At 69.9% G+C, this 15,505-nt stretch carries 11 protein-coding genes; 5 read left to right on the plus strand and 6 right to left on the minus strand.

Features of this window, described 5'->3' with window-relative positions:
• Positions 1 to 125 precede the first annotated feature (125 nt).
• Entirely contained in the window at positions 126 to 4,823 is a 4,698-nt protein-coding gene (locus AC069I_RS25290) for a HAMP domain-containing protein (protein WP_478227619.1), read from the minus strand.
• A gap of 130 nt (positions 4,824 to 4,953) precedes the next feature.
• On the opposite strand from AC069I_RS25290, the gene AC069I_RS25295 reads away from it, so the two are divergent.
• Positions 4,954 to 6,531, plus strand: coding sequence for a SpoIIE family protein phosphatase (locus tag AC069I_RS25295; RefSeq protein ID WP_478232194.1), 1,578 nt, complete (start codon positions 4,954 to 4,956; stop codon positions 6,529 to 6,531).
• Here the strand turns inward: AC069I_RS25295 and AC069I_RS25300 are convergent.
• Entirely contained in the window at positions 6,514 to 7,521 is a 1,008-nt protein-coding gene (locus AC069I_RS25300) for a DNA topoisomerase IB (protein WP_478266530.1), read from the minus strand. The genes AC069I_RS25295 and AC069I_RS25300 overlap by 18 nt on opposite strands.
• A gap of 98 nt (positions 7,522 to 7,619) precedes the next feature.
• On the opposite strand from AC069I_RS25300, the gene AC069I_RS25305 reads away from it, so the two are divergent.
• Together AC069I_RS25305 and AC069I_RS25310 are read left to right on the plus strand one after the other, a co-directional pair.
• A complete protein-coding gene (locus AC069I_RS25305) occupies positions 7,620 to 8,162 on the plus strand; it encodes a type 1 glutamine amidotransferase domain-containing protein (protein ID WP_340687645.1) in 543 nt (180 codons plus the stop codon).
• 59 nt (positions 8,163 to 8,221) lie between these two features.
• On the plus strand, positions 8,222 to 8,398 hold the full coding sequence (locus AC069I_RS25310; RefSeq protein WP_340687646.1) for a hypothetical protein: 177 nt from the start codon (positions 8,222 to 8,224) through the stop codon (positions 8,396 to 8,398).
• On the opposite strand, the gene AC069I_RS25315 is transcribed toward AC069I_RS25310, so the two are convergent.
• On the minus strand, positions 8,391 to 8,777 hold the full coding sequence (locus AC069I_RS25315) for a hypothetical protein (protein ID WP_478227623.1): 387 nt from the start codon (positions 8,775 to 8,777) through the stop codon (positions 8,391 to 8,393). The two genes, AC069I_RS25310 and AC069I_RS25315, sit on opposite strands and share 8 nt — an antisense overlap.
• A gap of 50 nt (positions 8,778 to 8,827) precedes the next feature.
• Entirely contained in the window at positions 8,828 to 10,144 is a 1,317-nt protein-coding gene (locus AC069I_RS25320) for a protein kinase domain-containing protein (RefSeq protein ID WP_478227624.1), read from the minus strand.
• Between the two features lie 144 nt (positions 10,145 to 10,288).
• On the opposite strand from AC069I_RS25320, the gene AC069I_RS25325 reads away from it, so the two are divergent.
• Both AC069I_RS25325 and AC069I_RS25330 read left to right on the plus strand, forming a co-directional pair.
• Complete coding sequence (locus AC069I_RS25325) at positions 10,289 to 11,386, plus strand: sialidase family protein (RefSeq protein ID WP_478227625.1); 1,098 nt, start codon at positions 10,289 to 10,291, stop codon at positions 11,384 to 11,386.
• 140 nt (positions 11,387 to 11,526) lie between these two features.
• Complete coding sequence (locus AC069I_RS25330; protein WP_478227626.1) at positions 11,527 to 12,357, plus strand: SAM-dependent methyltransferase; 831 nt, start codon at positions 11,527 to 11,529, stop codon at positions 12,355 to 12,357.
• A gap of 236 nt (positions 12,358 to 12,593) precedes the next feature.
• Here AC069I_RS25330 and AC069I_RS25335 read toward each other — a convergent pair whose 3' ends face one another.
• Together AC069I_RS25335 and AC069I_RS25340 are read right to left on the minus strand one after the other, a co-directional pair.
• On the minus strand, positions 12,594 to 14,477 hold the full coding sequence (locus tag AC069I_RS25335) for a M48 family metalloprotease (protein WP_478266531.1): 1,884 nt from the start codon (positions 14,475 to 14,477) through the stop codon (positions 12,594 to 12,596).
• 170 nt (positions 14,478 to 14,647) lie between these two features.
• A complete protein-coding gene (locus tag AC069I_RS25340) occupies positions 14,648 to 15,481 on the minus strand; it encodes an aldo/keto reductase (RefSeq protein ID WP_478227628.1) in 834 nt (277 codons plus the stop codon).
• Positions 15,482 to 15,505 lie beyond the last annotated feature (24 nt).

The raw sequence follows: 15,505 nt of genomic DNA on the forward strand, positions 1-15,505 counted from the left end.
GGAGCCGACACTTTCTCTGACCCGATGTCTGGTTGGTGCCGGGCTGGGCGATTTCGCGGGGGGGTCGGGGGTGGCGTTTCGGGGGAGAACCCGAAACGCCACTCACGACCACCTGGACCGAAGTCTCAGTCCGCGCCGACTTCCGATTCGTCACCGGCGCCCGTCACGGCCTGCGAGAGGCCGCTGGAGGCGGCATCCGCCTCGAGGTGCGCGGCGATCAGGTCCAGCAGCTTGTCCGTGTCGACCGGCTTGGTCACGTAGTCGTCCGCGCCCGAAGCGAGCGTCCGCGCCTTGTCCTCCGCGGTCGCCTTCGCCGTGACGGCGATCACGGGCAGGTCTTCGTGTGCGGCCTCGGCGCGGATCGCGGTGATCGTGGCGTTGCCGTCCAGTTCGGGCATCATCACGTCCATCAGGACGAGCGCGGTGTCCTCGTGCCGTTCCAGCGCCCGGATGCCCGCGACGCCGGTCTCGGCGTAGATGACCTCCAGGCCGTTGCGCTCCAGCACGGCGGCCAGCGCGAAGACGTTGCGCAGGTCGTCGTCGACGATCAGGATCTTCTCGCCGTGGAACCGCTGTGACGGCGCGGAGGGGGCCACCTGCGGCACGGCCATGATCAGCGGGACACCGTCGGCCGCGGCGGTGGTGGGGACCACCAGGTTCGCCGCGCTCACCGGCAGGTACAGGGTGAACGTGCTGCCCTTGCCGGGTTCGCTGCGGACGCGCAGTTCGCCGCCGAGCAGTTCCGTCAGCTGCTGGCTGATCGACAGCCCCAGCCCGGTGCCGCCGTATTTGCGGCTGGTGGTGCCGTCGGCCTGGCGGAACGCGTCGAAGATGATCGCGAGCTTGTCCGGCGCGATGCCGATCCCGGTGTCCTCGACGGCGAACGCGAGGACGCCGGGGGCGTTGCGGAGCGAGTCGGCTTCGACCTCGCCCGGATCGGCCATCCGGATGTGCAGGCGCACCCCGCCCTCGTCGGTGAACTTCGCCGCGTTGGACAGCAGGTTCCGCAGTACCTGCTGCAAACGGTGTTCGTCGGTGTGGATCGACGACGGCACCGGCGGGTCGATCAGGACGGCGAACTCCAGGCCCTTGTCCGAAGTGAGCGGACGGCAGATCGATTCGACGTACTCGACCAGTTCGGGCAGCGTGACGTCGGACATCTGCAGGTCCAGGTGACCGGCCTCGACCTTGGCCATGTCGAGGATGTCGTTGATCAGCTGCTGCAGGTCGCTGCCCGCCGAGTAGATCGTCCGGGCGAACTGGACCTGCTTCTCCGACAGGTTCCCGTCCGGGTTCTCCGAAAGGAGTTTCGCGAGGATCAGCGCGCTGTTGAGCGGGGTCCGCAGTTCGTGCGACATGTTCGCCATGAACTCGGACTTGTACTGCGACGCCATGGTCAGCTGCCCGGCACGCTCTTCGAGCTCCTGCCGCGCCTGTTCGATCTCGCTGTTCTTGACCTCGATGTCGCGGTTCTGCTGCGCCAGCAGCGCCGCCTTCTCCGCCAGATCCGTGTTGGACCGCCGCAGTTCCCGTTGCTGCGCCTGCAACTGCTCGGACCGCGCGCGCAGTTCCTGCGCCAGGCGCTGGGATTCGGTCAGCAGCGCCTCGGTGCGCGAGTTCGACTGGATGGTGCTGACGTTGACCGCGATGGTCTCCTTCAGCTGCTCCAGCAGGTCGATGTGGACGGTGCTGAAGGCGTTGATGGTCGCCAGTTCCAGCACCCCGAGCACCTCGCCCTGGAACAGCACCGGCAGCACGATCACGTTGACCGGCGCGGCCGAACCCAGCCCGGAGGAGATGAGCGCGTACTCCGGCGGGGCTTCGTGGACCAGTATCGTGCGGCGGTCGACGGCGGCCTGTCCGATGAGCGACTCGCCGGGGGAGAACCGCAGGCCCGTCTGGGATTTCGCCAGCCCGTAGGTCGCGATGCTCTCCAGGACCACCTCTTCCTGCTCGTCTTCGCGGGCGAGGAAGAACGCGCCCTGCTGCGCCGACACGAGCGGGGTCAGCTCGGACAGGATCAACGACGCCACCGACGCGAGGTCCCGGTGGCCCTGCATGAGCGCGGACAGCCTGGCCAAGTTGGTCTTGAGCCAGTCCTGCTCGCGGTTCGCGCGGGTGGTCTCCTTCAGGTTCGCGATCATCTGGTTGATGTTGTCCTTGAGCTCGGCCACCTCCCCGGACGCGTCGACGGTGATGTGCCGGGTCAGATCGCCGGCGGTCACCGCGGTGGCCACCTGCGCGATCGCCCGCACCTGCGTGGTCAGGTTCCCGGCCAGCTGGTTCACGCTTTCGGTCAGCCGCGACCACGTGCCCGCGACACCGGGCACCTCCGCCTGACCGCCGAGCGTGCCGTCCGTGCCGACCTCGCGGGCGACGCGGGTGACTTCAGAGGCGAAGGCCGAGAGCTGGTCGACCATTGTGTTGATGGTGGTCTTGAGTTCGAGGATCTCGCCGCGCGCGTCGATGTCGATCTTCTTCGACAGATCGCCCTGCGCCACCGCGGTGGTCACCGTCGCGATGCTGCGGACCTGGCCGGTCAGGTTGTCGGCCATGACGTTCACGTTGTCCGTCAACGCCTTCCACGTGCCCGCCACGTTCGGCACGCGGGCCTGGCCGCCGAGGATGCCTTCCGTACCCACCTCGCGGGCGACGCGGGTGACCTCGTCGGCGAAGGCGCGCAGCGTCTCGACCATGCTGTTGATCGTCTCGGCGAGGACCGCGACCTCGCCCTGCGCGTCGATCGAGATCTTCTTCGACAGGTCGCCGTTCGCCACCGCCGTCGTCACCGTCGCGATGCTCCGCACCTGGTCGGTGAGGTTGGTGGCCATGACGTTGACGTTGTCGGTGAGGTCCTTCCATGTCCCGGCGACACCGCGCACCTGGGCCTGGCCGCCGAGCTTGCCCTCGGTGCCGACCTCGCGGGACACCCGGGTGACTTCGTCGGCGAACGCCGACAGCTGGTCGACCATGATGTTGACGGTGTTCTTGAGCTCCAGGATCTCGCCGCGCGCGTCGACGATGATCTTCTGCGTCAGGTCGCCCTTCGCGACGGCGGTGGTGACCTGGGCGATGTTCCGGACCTGGTCGGTCAGGTTCTTCGCCATGAAGTTGACGTTGTCGGTGAGGTCCTTCCACGTCCCGGCCACGCCGGGCACCTGTGCCTGACCGCCGAGCCGCCCGTCGCTGCCGACCTCGCGGGCGACCCGGGTGACCTCGTCCGCGAACGCCGACAGCTGATCCACCATGGTGTTCAGCGTGTTCTTGAGTTCGAGGATCTCGCCCTTGGCGTCGACGGCGATCTTCTGCGACAGGTCGCCCTTCGCCACCGCCGTCGCCACCTGGGCGATGTTCCGGACCTGCGCGGTGAGGTTGTTCGCCATGAAGTTGACCGACCCGGTGAGGTCGCGCCAGGTCCCGGCGACCCCGGGCACCTGCGCCTGGCCGCCGAGCTGACCTTCCGTGCCGACCTCGCGGGCGACCCGGGTGACCTCGTCGGCGAACGCCGAGAGCTGGTCGACCATCGTGTTGACGGTCGTCTTCAGTTCGAGGATCTCGCCGCGCGCGTCGACCGTGATCTTCTGCGTCAGGTCGCCCTTCGCCACCGCCGTGGTGACCTGGGCGATGTTGCGGACCTGGTCGGTCAGGTTGTCCGCCATCTGGTTCACCGAGTCGGTGAGCCCGCGCCAGGTGCCCGCCACGCCCGGCACGGTCGCCTGGCCGCCGAGACGGCCTTCGCTGCCGACCTCGCGCGCCACCCGCGTGACCTCGTCCGCGAACGAGGACAGCTGGTCGACCATGGTGTTCAGCGTGTTCTTGAGTTCGAGGATCTCGCCCTTGGCGTCGACGTTGATCTTCTGCGAGAGGTCGCCCTGCGCGACCGCGGTGGCCACCTGGGCGATGTTGCGGACCTGGTCGGTCAGGTTGTCCGCCATCAGGTTCACCGAGTCGGTGAGGTCGCGCCACGTGCCCGCGGCGCCGGGGACCTGCGCCTGACCGCCGAGACGGCCTTCGCTGCCGACCTCGCGGGACACGCGGGTCACTTCGTCGGCGAACGCCGAGAGCTGGTCGACCATGATGTTGACGGTGTTCTTGAGCTCCAGGATCTCGCCGCGCGCGTCGACGTTGATCTTCTGGGTCAGGTCGCCGCGCGCCACCGCGGTGGTCACCTGGGCGATGTTGCGCACCTGGTCGGTCAGATTGCTGGCCATGACGTTGACGTTGTCGGTGAGATCACGCCAGGTGCCCGCCACGCCAGGGACCTCGGCCTGCCCGCCGAGCCGTCCTTCGGTGGCGATCTCGCGGGCCACTCTGGTGACCTCGGTCGCGAACCGCGAAAGCTGCTTGATCAGGCCGTTGACCGTCTTCGCGACTTCGGCGAACTGACCCTGCAGCGGCCGCCCGCCGACTTCCAGCGGCATCGGTTCGGACAGATCGCCCTCGGCGACCGCCCCGAGCACGCGGTTGAGCTCGGCCGTGGGCCTGCTCACGTCCTCGATCAGCCCGTTGACGACATCCACCGCGGTGGCCCAGCCGCCGGGGCCGATCTCGGCCGCCACCCGCTCGGTCAGCCTGCCTTCCTTGCCGACCGCCTCGCGGACGCGCAGGAGTTCGGTCACCAGTCGCTGGTTCCGTTCGGCGATGTCGTTGAAGGCGCCCGCGAGCTGGGCCGCGAGTCCGTCCCCGTGCGCCACGAGCCGCCGCCGGAAGTTGCCGTCCCCGAGGTCACGAGCCGCCGCGAGCAGGCGTTCCAGGGTCGCTTCGTCCACCTGGCCGCCACCACCTTCCACGGGGATCCGGTCCCTTTGGGAGTGCTGTGTCATCTGTGTCGACCCTCTCCACCACGCATGCCAAGCCATGGTCGTCGCATCAGCGTGCCATGATTCGACCTACACTTCGAGCCAGTCCGCCCGCTCACACTGCGCTACCCGCAAGGCAGGAGGAGGTCCGGGAATGGTGTCACGGCCCGCCCCGGCCTCGACGTCGCTCCCCTCGGAGTCGTCGCCCCCGACGAGTGAGGGAGCCCTGCCCGAATCCGGGCGGTTCTGGCGCGAGCTGCTCGAAGACGTCCGTGACGCGGTGCTCGTGCAGGACGTCGGCGGCGCGCTGCGCTGGTCGAATCCCGCCGCCCGTGAGCTGTTCGGCGGCGGCCGCCCGGTGCTCACCGCCGAAGGCCCCGACGTCGGGCATGTCGAGCACACCGGCCGCCGGTTCCCCGCGCGGATCCGGACGTTGCCCGGCGGCTGGCACGCGTGGACGGTGACCTCCGCGGTCGCGGCCGACGGCCCGCGCGTGGACGGTTTCCTCGCCGCCTCGGCGCCCAGGCTCGCCTCCGCGCGGGGCAGGCACGGGACGGCGAGGGTGATCGCCGAGGTCGCCGCGGCCGAACTCGCCGACTGTGTCTTCGTGCTGCTGCCGACCACTCGCGGCCGGTGGGAGTGGTGGAGCTGCGATCACCGCACCACCCACGGGCACGGCCGGATCAGGCGCGTCCCCGCCCAGCTGGCGCCGGTGCTCGCCGGCACTTTCGCCTCCACGGACGAACTCGAAGCCAAAGCGGTCCCGGAGGAGGAGATCGCGACCCTGCCGGCGATCGTCGCGGAACGGCTCGCCGTCCATTCGTCGGTGACCGTGGTCTCACTGGGATTCGACGGCGGATCCGGGGTCACCGGCGCGGTGGTGCTCGGCAGGCGCGGCGCGCCCGCGTTCGGCGAGGACCACCCGCGAGCGGTGACCGAGTTCGCCCGCGCCGCCGGGACGGCGCTGGCGAACGCGCACCGCTACGCCCGCCAGGAAGAGGCCACGCGCGGTCTGGAGACCACGCTGCGCCCGACACCGCCGCCGGATGTGCACGGCGTCAAGTTCGACGTCTGGTACGAGCCGTCGAGCGGGCTGCTCGACGTCGGCGGCGATTTCTACGACGTCCTGCCGCGCGAGGACGGCAGCGCGATGTTCGTCCTCGGCGACGTCTGCGGCAAGGGTGCCGAGGCGGCCGCGCTCACCGGCCGGGTCCGGCAGACCCTCGCCGCGCTCGACCTCGTCGAGCACGACAACACGACATTGCTGAGCCTGCTGAACTCCCTGCTCATCACCGGCGGCAGCGGCCGGTTCGCCACGCTGGTGCTCGGTTCGGTGCTGGCGGGCGAAGACGGTCTCGACGTCACCTTGGCCTCCGGCGGGCATCCCGCGCCGCTGGTGGTGCGCCGCCGCGGCGGGGTCGACGAGATCACCCTGCCCGGCACGCTGGTCGGGATCTCGCCGCAGGCCCGGTTCGCCGAGACGGCCATCCGGCTGGCCGAGGGCGACGTCTGCCTGCTCTACACCGACGGGATCACCGAAGCGCGGCACCACGAGCGGCCGCCGGATCTGTTCGGGGACGAACGGCTGCGTGAACTGCTGTCCGGGTGCCAGGGGCTGTCCGGCCGCGAGGTCGTCGCCCGGATCCGTTCCGCGGTGCGGGAATGGCTCGGCAGCGGGGCGCACGACGACATCGCCGTCCTCGCCATCGAAGCCTCACGACCCGTTCAGTAGCCGCACCACTGCCCGCTCCACGATGCCGCGGGCTTCGTCGGGACTGGCCGCCTTCGCGGCTCGCCGTACCGCGCGTTCGACGGTCCGATCCCGCCGGTACGCCTCGATCACCCGTGGGTCCACATAGGACCTCCGCGCCACGGCGGGCGTATTCCCGAGCCCTTCGGCGACTTCCGTCATCACGGCCTTCTCGACCCGCTTCAATCCTCGTTCGCTGGACGGTTTTTCCGTGTCCGCGAAGGCCGACGCGGCCAGGACGGTGGCGTTCCAGGTGCGCAGATCCTTGGCGGTGAAGCCGTCCCCGACGATTTCCCGGAGCCGGTCGTTGATGTCGTCGGCCTTCACCTCGTGCCAGCCGTCACCGTTGCGATAGGCGAGCAGGCGCACGTCGCCGCCCCGCACCCGCCGGAGGGAGCGGACCAGCCGTGCCAGTGCCTCGTCCCGCAGCCGGACCTTCCGCTGGATGCCGTGCTTCGCGGGGTAGTCGCACACCAGGCATTCGCCGCGGAGTTCGACGTGTTCGCACAGCAACGTCGCCACCCCGTGGGTGCCGTGCTCGTCGGCGTAGCTTTCGCCGCCGGTGCGGAAGACCCCGAGATCGATCATGCGCAGGGCGCCGGCGAGCACGCGTTCCCGTTTCAGGCCGCGCGAGTCGAGATCCTCCCGGACCACTTCGCGCAGCTTGGGCAGCTTTCGTGCCAGCGCGAGGACGCGCTCGTGTTTCTCCTCGTCCCGGGCCCGTCGCCATTCGGGGTGGTAGAGGTACTGCTTCCGCCCGGCGTCGTCGATGCCGACCGCCTGGATGTGGGCGTTCTCGTGCGGGGAGATCCACACGCGCCGCCACGCGGGCGGGATCGCCAGCCGGTCGATCCGCTCGATCGTTTCCCTGTCCTTCAGCGGCTTGCCGTCCGGGGTCAGGTAGCCGAAACCACGACCTCCGCGCCGCCTCCGGATACCGGGGGACCCCAGGTCCGCTCGCCGAAGTCGCATGGGAGCTGATACCCGCCGCGGCGGGAGTTCATACCCATGGTTCGGCGGTCGCGGTCCGGGGTAGTCCGAGAGCGACGACGACCTCAGGAGGGAACCCGATGGCGACATCGCTGAACGGACGCCGCGTGGCCATCCTCGCCGCGGACGGCGTGGAACAGGTCGAGCTGGTCGAGCCGCGCAAGGCGGTCACCGACGCCGGGGCGACGGCGGAAGTCGTCTCGTTGGAGCCCGGTGAGATCCAGGCCATGAACGGCGACATCGACAAGGCGGACAAGTTCACCGTGGATCGCGTCGTCAAGGACGTCACGGTCGACGACTTCGACGCGCTAGTGCTGCCGGGCGGCACGATGAATCCGGACAATCTGCGCGCGGACGAGAACGCGGTCCGCTTCGTGCGCGAGTTCGTGACCAGCGGCAAACCCGTCGGCGTGATCTGTCACGGGCCGTGGACGCTGGTCGAGGCCGACGTCGTCCGCGGCCGCACGCTCACGTCGTACCCCAGCGTGCGCACCGATATCCGCAACGCCGGCGGCACCGTCGTCGACCAGGAGGTCGTCATCGACGGCAACCTCACGTCGAGCCGCAATCCGGACGACCTGCCCGCGTTCTGCGCCGCGATCGTCACCGCGTTCGCCGGATAAACGAGTGGCGCACGTCACAGATCTGAGGGATCGTGGGTGGCGGAGAAGGAGGTGCCGCGATGACCGTGCATGCCAGACGCTACGGCCGTTGGTGCCGCGAGCATTTCGAGACCGAGCACGAGCCGGAACGCCCGCGGCCCGCGGAGACCACGGCCGCCCCGGAGGTCACCGACGCTCAGGCCGAGCAGGCCCAGGCGGGTGACGCCCCGGAGGGGAAGCCGGGCTCGCTCAACTGAGCGATCGCCGGTACCAGACCCGCTTCGGGCCGGGGAGGCCGATCCGCGAGACGAGGTCGGTCACCACGCCGCCGATGATCAGCCACAGCAACGCGGCGAGACCGTCGTTGAACAGGGTGCGCAGTTTGAGGCCTTCCGGGGTGAACAGGTTCCGCAGGCCGAGCGAGACAGCGCGCGACCACTGATCGATCAGCCGCGCGAACCCGTTCCCCGGGTTGGCTTCGCCGAACACCAGCAGGATGTGCACGATCAGCACCAGCGCGAAGATCCAGCACACCGCGTGGACGACGGCGTTGACGACACGCACGACGCGGATCCTGGCGGGTGTCTCTTCGACGATCTCTTCCTGCGGCTCTCGCGGGTCGTTGATGTAGGTCATCGCCGTCTCCCATCATCGTCCACAGTGGACACACTCTGCTGCGCGGTCGCTCAGCCGGGGGGCCCTGGCCTGCTGCTCTTCGTCGGAGGCCCAGGCCTGCCCTTGCTCGGCTTCGTCGACGTGCTGGGCCGGTCGCTCGAAGCGGTCGTGCCGTCCGGTGCCGTGGTGGCGCTGGTGCTTCCGGTGGTGCCGGTCGGCTTCGCGGAAGCCGGGACGGCTTCGGTGACCACGACCGTGCCGTTGCTCGCCTTCGGGCCGCGGGTGGGCACCTCGACGGCCTCCGAGGACTGCGGTCCCCGGCCTGCCGCCGGGCCGGACGATCCGGTCACCGCAGGGGGGACCATTCCGTTCGGCTGGGCAGGCGCGGGCACCCCGGTCTGGTTGAGCGCCAGCATGACGCCGAGGGTGATCGCGGCGGCGGGCGCGCTGACGGCGGCGACCACGGCCGCTCGCTTACGGGTCGCGGGCGCGAGCCGGACCACCTTCGTCCCGGTGGAATCCTCCAGCAGGATCCGTGAGATGGCCGCGGCCGTCGGCCGCTGCGACGGCTTCCGCGCGGTCATCCCGCGCAACAAGGTCGTCATGGTCGCCGACAGTCCGCCGGGGATTCGGGGCGGGCGGTGCAGCCGCCCGACCGCGGCCTCGACCGGCGTCCCGGTGTACTCCCGCTCCCCGGACAGGCATTCGAGCAGGACGAGGCCGAGCGAATAGATGTCGGCGGGCGGGCCGACGTTCTCGCCGCGGACCTGTTCGGGCGCCATGTACGCCGCCGTTCCGACGACGCCGCCGGTCTCGGTCACCCTGGTCGCGTCGAAGGCGTGAGCCACTCCGAAGTCGCCGATCAACGGACCGTCGTCGTCGATCAGGATGTTCGCCGGTTTCAGATCACGGTGGGTGATGCCGTGCGCGTGGACATGCGCGAGCGCGTCGGTCAGCCGGGCGGCCAGCTCGACGACCTCGTCCTGGGGGAGCGGGCCGGACCGCAGGCGCTGGGCGAGGTTCGGGCCTTCGACCAGGCGCATCGTGAGGTAGGTGTAGCCGTCGTCGGAGCCCGCGTCGTACAGCGGGACGAGCCCGGGGTGTCGGACCGCGCTGAGGGTCTGGATCTCCTGCTCCCGGCGGCGCTCGTCCCTGGCCATCGTGTCCGCGTGGAACAGTTTCAGCGCGACTTCGCGCCCTTCGCGCAGGTCCCAGGCGCGGAACACGCGCGCGGTCGCGCCGCGGCCGAGCAGCTCCCCGACCTCGTACCGGCCGGCGAGTTTGCGCGGCAAATGGTCCGGGTCGTGGACGTTCAGGCTGAACCGGCGCTGAGTGGTCCCGGGGTCTTCTTCCTCATCACCACCAGCACGCGCACCCGCGTCGTCCATCGGTGCTACCTCCGTCTCACCGGCCGAACGCCGTATACCCGGTCCGGCCCCGGGCGAAACAAGGTTTGCGAGCGTACCGGAGATGATCTGCGGGTTCACCCCGAACGGCGGGCAACCCGGGCGGGTGCCGGACGTCCCGTGGTCATGAAGCCGAACCGGTGGGCCGCGCTCGCCGCCACCGCACTGACCGCCCTGGCCGTCTTCACCCCGCCCGCCGCCGCCGATGCGCTGGTGCCCAAGGGTTTCGCTCCCGCCTCGACGAGCTGGACGGGGCCGCGGCACGGCTTCGTCCTCGGGTTCTCGCCGTGCGGCAAACCCGGATGGTGCGCGTCCCTGCTGTCGACCACCGACGGCGGGAAGCGGTGGCGCCGCGTCGGTGAACCGCCGATCTCCTTGCCGGACAACCACAATCAGGTCAAACTCACGGTGGTCGACGAGCGCGTCGCGTTCCTCTCCGACGGCACCAGGCTGCTCGCCAGCCACGACGGTGGCGTCAAATGGTCCGAGGTCCGCCTCGCCGGGGTCCGGGAACCCTTCTATATTTCGAAGATCGCCGAAGCGGGTCCGCGGGTGTTCGCGATGGTCACCGGATTCGGCACCCCGTCGACGACGACGCTGTACGCCGGGATCTCCGGCACGCGGCTGCTCCTGCCGGTCCCGGGATTCACCGTGACCGGTTCCTCGACCTACGGCGACATCGCCACCAGCGGCGGGATCCAGGTTTCGATGGGGGCGGACTACCGCGTCCAGAAGTACTGGACGTCGTCGGACGGCCTGTCCTTCGTGGCCGCGCCGGCGCCTTGCCCGGCGGACAGTACGGCTTCGCTGAGCGGAGTCCGGCGGGGACAGGTGCTGGCGCTGTGCAGCGGGGGACCGGGGACGCCGCAGCCGGGGGCGACCGTCCGGCGGCTGTGGCGCGCGCCGAAGCTCGGCGGGTACTTCACCGGGACGGGGCAGGCGCCCACCCTCGGGATCAACCAGAGCTTCAGCGCGGCTTCGCCCTCGGCGGCGACCGTCGCGGCGGAAGGCGGCGGCACCGGATTCCTGCACAGCACCGCCGACGGCGGATCGACCTGGACGACGACCGTGCTCAGCGGCCGCGGCGTCTGCCTCAACGATCTGGACTTCCCGGACGAGCGGGTCGGCGTGGTCGTGGACGGCCTTCCCGACGCCGAAGGTGGGTCCGCGGTGTACCGCACCACCGATGGCGGTGTCACGTGGCGTGAGCTCGTCTTCGGGTGATCGCCGCAGGTAGGCAAGGCCCTTGGGGAGGTTCACTTGGATGCACGCCATGTCGTAATCTGTGTACGGTCCGTCGATGTCGAGGGGAGCCGTGGGCGCGTTCACGTTGCCCGTGCGCGGCTGAAGGGTGGAACGTGTCCATGACTTCGGACGAGGTCCGGTCTGTGCCGAGGCGCCCGCTTCCCCTCGACTACAGCAAGCCCAACCTCGCCCGGATGAAGGACGTCCTTCTCGGCGGGCACGACCACTACGAGGTCGACAGGCGGGCGGTCGAGGACCTGCTCGCCATCGCCCCCGACGCCGCGGCGATGGCCAAGGAGTTCCGCTCTTGGGCGAACCGGGTGGTCCGCTTCCTCGCCGACGCCCGCGGTATCGACCAGTTCCTCGACCTGGGCTCCGGCCTGCCCACCTCGGAGAACACGCATCAGGCGGCGCAGCGGTACAACCCGGACGCGCTGGTCGTGTACGTCGACCACGACCCGGTCGTCCAGGCGCACGGGCTGGCGCTGCTGGAGGACCTCCTCGTACACGTGAGCGGCGCGGATCCGGCCGATCCGGAGCAGACCCTCGCCGATCCGGTGGTCGCCCAGCACCTCGAGTTCGACCGCCCGATCGCGGTGATCCTGAACTCGGTGCTGCACCACATCGAAGACCTCGGCGAGGCGCGGGCCGTCGTCCGCGCCTACGTCGACGCGATCGCGCCGGGCTCCTACGTGCTGATCACCCACGACTTCACTCCGGGCGAGGGCGCACGCGGCGCGCTCGCCCGGAAGCTCGACGACCTCATGGCGAGCACCGGGCACCGCACCGTGCACCGCGGCCGCGACGAGATCGAGTCACTGTTCGACGGGCTGGAGTTCCTCGAGCCGGGCGTCGTCCACCTGCACGAATGGTGGCCGGAGGGCCCGCGGCTCGCCCCGCTGACCGAGCTGAACCACCTGAGCCTCGGCGGTGTGGGGATCAAGCCTTAGGCGATTCGGGGCGGCCGGGCCGTCAGGTAACTCATGCGGCGGCCCTGCGCGCCGACTTCGGGTGGTAATGAGGCCTTCGCGGCATGGTCGATGGGAGTCGGCAGTGCCTTGTGTCCATAAAGGACGTTTCCGTTGCATCTGATGTCCGTTTGATGTCTGTATGTGCAGTTCTGCGTGGGGTCGTGAGTGGCGATTCGTGTTCTAACCCGAATCGCCACTCACGACGTCGCGGAGCGTCAAGCCCTCAGCGAGCCGAAGAACGCCGTCAGTTCGTCGTGGGCGGTCCCGAAGTCCTCGGTGTTGCCGGTGAAGGCCAGTTCCAGCGTCTCGCCGTCGGACAACTCCAGCGTCAGGTACGCGGTGAGCTTCCGGCGGGGGAAACCGCCCGCGACGATGTCCGGGAACGGGATCCGCCGGGCGCCCGGTTCGGCGCGCAGATCGTCGAGGCCGCGCTCGCGCAGCTTCCGGATCCGCTTGCGGTCCGACACGCCGCGCGCCCCGATCAGGCCGGCGAGGCCGCGGCGGATCAGCACCGAACGCGCCATCGGCAGCAGCACCACTTCGGTGTCGCAGACGATCAGGTCGTAGAGCTTCCGCTTGGCCTTGAGCGCGGTGAACATCCCGAGCATCCGTGCTTCGGCGGGATCCGGCTCGGGCTGGGGTTCCTGCTTGCAGAAGTACCCGGCAGGCACGCTCAGCAGTTGCAGGTTGTGGACCAGTTCGTCGACCGCGCGCGGGCTCCGCACCGCCGGGCCGACCAGTTCGGCGACGTCGAACGGCTCGCCGTCGCCGAGGCACAGTTCCCAGCCGCCGCCCCAGTTCAGGCGGTGCGCGGCGACGCCGTTGTCGATCATCGCGGCGGTGACGGTGTCGGCGAACAGTTCGGTGAGCAGTTCGAGGCCCTCCTCGCGGGACGGTGCCCGCAGGGGTTTGGCGAGCGCGTCGGCGTCTCCGTCGCGCAGCACCCGCACGACCTCGCCGATCGTGCCGCGCGGCGCCAGCCTGCTCTCGATCCCGGCCGAGGTCAGCATTCGCGCGCCCTCCGCCACCGACGCGCGGCCCGCGCGTTTGACGACCTCGTCCCAGTCCGCGCGCGGTCCGACGTCGCGGACCAGCACCTCCAGCTCCGCCTCGGGCACGTCGATCTTCGGCGCGCCCAGGAGCGACCAGCCCGGCCGCGCGTCCGGCTTCACCGGGTTGTCCGGCACGCCCGCCAGCGCGGCGATCCGCCGCTTCGTGGGCGGATGGCTGTCGTACTTCGACAGCTCTTCGCCGTCGATGATGTCGTCGGCGTACTCGGTCACCCAGTCCCGCTGGACGGGGTGGTTGAGGTACGACCGGAACCCCAGCAACACGGCGGGAGTACGCCGTGCCGTCGCGCCGAGCGAGAGATAGCGCTCGGAGTAGTCCTTCCACAGCGGGCTCAGCGTCGCGACCTTCCGCAGCGCCGCGGCCGCCGTCCGGCTGCCCGCCGCGAGCACGGACGCCTCGTCGGCCTGCAGTTCCTGCCGCCGGTTCGCCGACCGCGCGACCAGGAGGTACAGCTTCGAGTAGGCGGAGAGCAGGGCCCTGGCGGGACCACCGTCCAGCCTGTCGACGGTGAAGGCGAGCGTCTGGGTGCCGCGGTAGGTCAGCGCGAGCAGGCGGGTGTGGCCGCCGCTGTAGTGGCCGAGTTCGTGCGCGAGCACCGCGCGCAGTTCGCTCACGCTCAGTGCGGCCAGCAGCGGCAGCCCGATCAGCATCGTGCGGCGGCCCGGCCGCAGACCGAGGAACCGGGCGTCCTCGCTGACCGCGGCGTTGATCTCGCCGATCAGCACGATCTCGTCCGGCGGACGCGTCTTCACCTGGGCGGCGAGGTCGTCGATCATCTCCCACAGCGCGGGATGCGCGTCGCGGTCCAGCCGCGGCCCCTCGATCGGTGGACGCCGCGCCCGCAGCGCGCTCAGCAGCCCGAAGCCGAGCGCGATCATGATCGCGAGCCCGCCGAGCATGACGTAGGTGCCGATCTTGCCCTGGATCCGCAGGCCCGCCAGCACACTGGCGACACCCACCGCGACGACCACCACTGGGAACGCCACGAGCAGAAGTGTCGCGAGGACGGCGCGTCCTCGGGCCTGCATCGTCCGGTTACCTCTTTTCGCACAAGTGCCGTCTGTGCGGCCGAATAGTAACCGGCTACACAGCGGGCTCGTGCGAAAACAAAGCGCTACGCCCGCTACCTGGGAAAGCCCGGAGCCTCGTGAGTGGTAAGGACGGTTCTAACCGTCCTTACCACTCACGAGCCTTATGGCTAGGCGACGTTGAAGGTGTCGGGATCCGGCCCGGTCCGCTCACCGCGGTCCAGCACGGACAGCGAAGCGATGTCCTCCTCCGACAGCGTGAACCCGAAGACGTCGAGGTTCTCCTTGATCCGCGACGGTGTCACGGACTTCGGGATGACGACGTTGCCGAGCTGAAGGTGCCACCGCAGGACGATCTGCGCCGGCGTGCGGCCGTGCTTCGAGGCCAGCGCGGTGATCGCGCCCTCGCCGAGCAGGTCGCCGCCCTTGGCCAGCGGGCTCCACGCCTCGGTCGCGATGCCGTGCTTCGCGTCGAATTCGCGCACCGCGGCCTGCTGCAGGTACGGGTGCACCTCGACCTGGTTGACCGCCGGGGTCACCGAGCCGGCGTCGAGAAGCCGTTCGAGGTGCGCGGGCTGGAAGTTGGACACGCCGATCGCGCGCACCCGGCCGTCGGCGTAGAGCTTCTCGAAGGCCTTCCACGTGTCGCGGTAGAGATCGCGCTCCGGTGTCGGCCAGTGGATGAGGTAGAGGTCCAGCTGCTCGAGGCCCAGCTTGGCCATGCTGGCGTCGAACGCCTTCAGCGTGGCGTCGTAGCCCTGTTCGCTGTTCCACAGTTTGGTGGTGATGAACAGCTCGTCGCGGGCGATCCCGGACTCGGCGAGTGCCTTGCCGACGCCCGCTTCGTTGCCGTAGATGGCGGCGGTGTCGATGCTGCGGTAGCCCGCGTCCAGCGCGGCCTTGACCGCGGCGGTGGTCTCCTCGTCCGGCACCTGGAAGACGCCGAACCCGAGCTGCGGCATCTCCACCCCGTTGTTGAGCTCGACGGTGGGAATGTCGGTCACTTGCGTTCCTTTCGTGGGTGTTTC

Source organism: Amycolatopsis sp. NPDC043885, assembly GCF_056435685.1.

Bases quoted from the DNA above. Each gene is read 5' to 3' on its own strand.
- AC069I_RS25290 (WP_478227619.1), bottom strand. From the start codon at position 4,823: ATGACACAGCACTCCCAAAGGGACCGGATCCCCGTGGAAGGTGGTGGC.
- AC069I_RS25325 (WP_478227625.1), top strand. From the start codon at position 10,289: ATGAAGCCGAACCGGTGGGCCGCGCTCGCCGCCACCGCACTGACCGCC.
- AC069I_RS25300 (WP_478266530.1), bottom strand. From the start codon at position 7,521: ATGCGACTTCGGCGAGCGGACCTGGGGTCCCCCGGTATCCGGAGGCGG.
- AC069I_RS25295 (WP_478232194.1), top strand. From the start codon at position 4,954: ATGGTGTCACGGCCCGCCCCGGCCTCGACGTCGCTCCCCTCGGAGTCG.
- AC069I_RS25335 (WP_478266531.1), bottom strand. From the start codon at position 14,477: ATGCAGGCCCGAGGACGCGCCGTCCTCGCGACACTTCTGCTCGTGGCG.
- AC069I_RS25310 (WP_340687646.1), top strand. From the start codon at position 8,222: ATGACCGTGCATGCCAGACGCTACGGCCGTTGGTGCCGCGAGCATTTC.
- AC069I_RS25330 (WP_478227626.1), top strand. From the start codon at position 11,527: ATGACTTCGGACGAGGTCCGGTCTGTGCCGAGGCGCCCGCTTCCCCTC.
- AC069I_RS25320 (WP_478227624.1), bottom strand. From the start codon at position 10,144: ATGGACGACGCGGGTGCGCGTGCTGGTGGTGATGAGGAAGAAGACCCC.
- AC069I_RS25305 (WP_340687645.1), top strand. From the start codon at position 7,620: ATGGCGACATCGCTGAACGGACGCCGCGTGGCCATCCTCGCCGCGGAC.
- AC069I_RS25315 (WP_478227623.1), bottom strand. From the start codon at position 8,777: ATGACCTACATCAACGACCCGCGAGAGCCGCAGGAAGAGATCGTCGAA.